Source organism: Microcystis sp. M53603_WE2 (assembly GCF_030065435.1).
Genome location: NZ_JASJFF010001330.1, coordinates 1 through 3,455, shown reverse-complemented (window position 1 = coordinate 3,455; position 3,455 = coordinate 1). Strand labels below are relative to the sequence as shown.

General features: G+C 38.5%; 3 protein-coding genes and 1 pseudogene. 1 reads left to right on the top strand and 3 read right to left on the bottom strand.

All coding sequences use genetic code 11. From position 1 onward, the window contains the following. Positions 1–690 (bottom strand): annotated as a pseudogene (locus PX481_RS27985) (amidase family protein); the annotation flags it as partial. A 122-nt stretch (positions 691–812) separates the two neighbouring features. On the opposite strand from PX481_RS27985, the gene PX481_RS27980 reads away from it, so the two are divergent. Then, the gene (locus PX481_RS27980) at positions 813–2,048 is read left to right on the top strand and encodes an RNA-guided endonuclease InsQ/TnpB family protein (RefSeq protein ID WP_288097198.1); all 1,236 of its coding nucleotides are present in this window, start codon (positions 813–815) and stop codon (positions 2,046–2,048) included. Between the two features lie 195 nt (positions 2,049–2,243). Here PX481_RS27980 and PX481_RS27975 read toward each other — a convergent pair whose 3' ends face one another. Both PX481_RS27975 and PX481_RS27970 read right to left on the bottom strand, forming a co-directional pair. Continuing rightward, entirely contained in the window at positions 2,244–2,672 is a 429-nt protein-coding gene (locus PX481_RS27975) for an Imm30 family immunity protein (RefSeq protein WP_002760443.1), read from the bottom strand. 14 nt (positions 2,673–2,686) lie between these two features. Continuing rightward, complete coding sequence (locus PX481_RS27970; RefSeq protein ID WP_002760442.1) at positions 2,687–2,959, bottom strand: hypothetical protein; 273 nt, start codon at positions 2,957–2,959, stop codon at positions 2,687–2,689. Positions 2,960–3,455: the final 496 nt, after the last annotated feature.

Sequence of the window (3,455 nt, the reverse complement as noted above, 5' to 3'; positions counted from 1 at the left end):
GGGGTCAAAATCCTCTAATCTGGTCTGTAAACGCGGTAAATGCCAATTTGCGCCCTCGGAAGCGGTAATTATATAGGCGGCTGCCCTGGCGCGGGCGGTTTCGGGAATGGCGATTTTTTGGCTCACTCCTAAACGTTCGGCGATCGCTGTCACCGCCTCGAATACTTCTGGTTCGGCTCCCTGCTGAAAATAATCGTCGGCAAGGGCTATTTTTACGCCCTCTAAGCCATTTAAAGAAGCTTTAAGGTTATTTTTGGCAAAAAGACTCCAAATAGCCGCCATATCCGCCACATTGCCGCTAAAAAATCCCGGATGGTCTAAACTACTAACGAACAAAAATAGGCCCTGACGGGATACGCGCCCAAAGGTGGGTTTTAGCCCCACCACGCCACAGCAAGCGGCGGGAACCCTCACGGAACCATTAGTGTCGGAACCGAGGGCGAGAGGCACTAAATTAGCGGCAACGGCAGCGGCGGAACCGCCGGAGGATCCCCCCGAGACGCGACTAGGATCGCGGGGGTTGGCAGTGGCACCATAATGGGCATTTTCGGTGACAAAACCGTAGGCGTACTCATCCATATTGGTCGCCCCCACCAAAACTGCCCCGGCCGCTTCTAGGGTTTGAATAGCGATCGCATCTTGTCCAGCGGCAGGGTGATCTCGATTGATTTTGGAACCGGCAAGGGTTAACCACAGAAACCAAAAACCTACCTAAAGCTTTTTAAAGCTACTCATTTCTGTAGCTAGACAGCTAAAATAAGTAACTTTGTCCACCGATAGATTTTAAGAACGTTATCAGGTATAATCAAGATATGAAGCTAGTTGAACGTCATATTATCAGTCAAAACCATCCCTTATGGTCAGAAATCGACCATTATGCCTTCTTGTCAAAAAATTTGTTCAATCTAGCTAACTACCATTATCGCCAATATTTCTTTGAAAACTCCCAAAAACTGAGTTTTAATCAACTCTATCATCTGGTATCTAAAACCTCAGATTATTTAGCTTTACCCACGAAAGTGAGCAAGCAGATAATCAGAAGATTAGAGCAGGCTTGGGTTAGTTATTTTGCCGCTTTTAGAGCTTGGAAAAAACACCCTGAAAAATTTTTAGGAAAACCCAAAATTATTAAGTATAAGGACAAAACCAAAGGAAGAAACCTGCTGATATATTCTCAGGAATCAATTTATAAAAAACCTTTAAAAGAAGGAATTTGTCACTTGTCTATGAGCGACGTAAAATTGACCACTTCCCGAAGAGAAATAATTGAAGTGAGAATTGTCCCCAAAAGTAGCTGTTATGTCATTGAAATAGTCTATGAAAGACGGTCGGAAACCACAGATAAACAAGAGATAGCTGGGGTAGATTTAGGAGTTAATAACTTAATGGCTGTAACTACAAATCAAACAGGTGTAGCACCTCTTTTGGTAAATGGCAGACCGTTAAAAGCAATTAACACCTTCTACAACAAACAACGTTCCCGCTTACAATCTCAACTGAAAACCAGAAATAATCAACCCTCATCTAAGAGATTGATATTCCTAACCCATAAACGAAACTGTCGAGTAGAAAATTATCTACACACAGCCAGTAAAAGAGTAATAGATTGGTGTATTATTCATCAAATAGGGACGTTAATAATTGGGCATAATGAGCGGATGAAACAATCTCTTAATCTAGGAAAAAGGAATAATCAACAATTTGTCAATATTCCCCATTATAGATTAATAGAAATGTTAACCTACAAAGCTCAATTAAAAGGAATAAAAGTCATAATAACTGAAGAATCCTATACCTCACAATCCAGTGCTTTAGATAGGGATGAGTTACCTAAATATGGTGAAGAAAAACCATTATTTAAGGGAAAAAGGTTAGCTAGGGGACTGTATAAAATGGGAACAAATCAGTTGTTAAATGCCGATGTCAATGGGTCATTTAACATCATTAGAAAAGTAATTCCTGATGTCATTGACCAGGGAATAAAGGGTTTGCCGTTTAATCCTGTAGTGCTTGACCCACTACGAATGACTAAGCTTTCAGGCTTTTAAGTAAGTTTGAGTAAGTTTAGTTGAGCGGTTTACTTTTGATTTTATTACCCAATCCAGGCTTTTGGGGGGTTGGGGGAAGTCACTGAGTCTCAAATTAAATTAATCAAGGTTGAACAAATGCCAGAAAAAGCGACATTTTTTAAGGGATTACAGATACCAAAATATCATTTTAATTTCTATAAGTCATACAAAAATTTAGGTTAAGATGACCTCCGAGGATGAATTAATATAATTTTTGACGCTTTCTAGTAAAAGTTGATACAAAAAATGAGGTGTTTTTTGATTGGCTAATTCCAGACTATTCTGATAAATTTTAACAGCAGATTCATCATTAATCATTCGATAGTGAATGATTTTTGTCCATTCTGGTGCAGTTATCATTAATTGAGGAATCACTTCAATAAAAGCTTGTATTTGTTGTTGGGTTTCAAAATCTTCTAAAAAATGCAATAAACTAAACATAATTTCAGGATGTTCACAGTTATCATCTAGGATAAGATGTAAGTCTTTTAAATGTTTATCATCAGGATATTTGGCAAGTTTTTCTAATGTTTCCTCAAATAAGTTAATTTCTTGGGGTGTTTTCATTAAGCGATTCTCTTGTAGGATTTTTATTAAATTCATGGGGTTGTTGCTCCTTAATCAAAAAAGGTTGACCAGGTAGTTTTATTAAGTTGAATGAGTTCTTGTAATCCCTTTCTAATATCTGCATTATATAATCCTTGACCTAGATAAATTGAGCGAATATCCCAAACTTCTTGTGCTAAGGTTTGTCGAGGGGAAAGGGTTAAGTCTGGACTTTTACCATAAGATAAGGTTTGACGATGACGACCTCCTTTTCCGGGGGATAAGTGTTCCATCATGATAGCAATTCCTTGATTAGTTGTGTAACCTTTGATTTTCGCTTTCATATACGCATTGGATGGTAGATGATGAGGGGTTAAGTGATCTCCTCTACTACCTAATTTTAACAAGTCGCCGTATGTCCCGACTTTTCCTTCTCCTGTCAGTAGTTTAAATTGAGTGATGTTGTCTCCTTATGATTATTTTAGGCCATAGGTTTATCATAGGTGAATAAAAATCTTATCGCTCTTCTATCTCGGAAAATCCCTGTCAACACATAAGTGCTGAAACTCTTATTTTATAAGCGAGCGCTCGCCTATTTTCTAACAACAACTCGAAAATTTAGTTTCTGTTAGTTATTGATCACCCGAAAGCTTGCCCCGAAAGAAAGCTAGAATTTAGACACGATCAGAGCTTTTTCCTGATAATTAAGCTTTAATGACCCATTTTCCGGCTCTTCGGGAATTGTTATGCAAATAATTAACTTAAAATAAAATTCGATGAGAGCGCCTACGCTCAAAAGTAGCTGAAATCCATACAGGGAAGGACTTAAGGCACAAACAG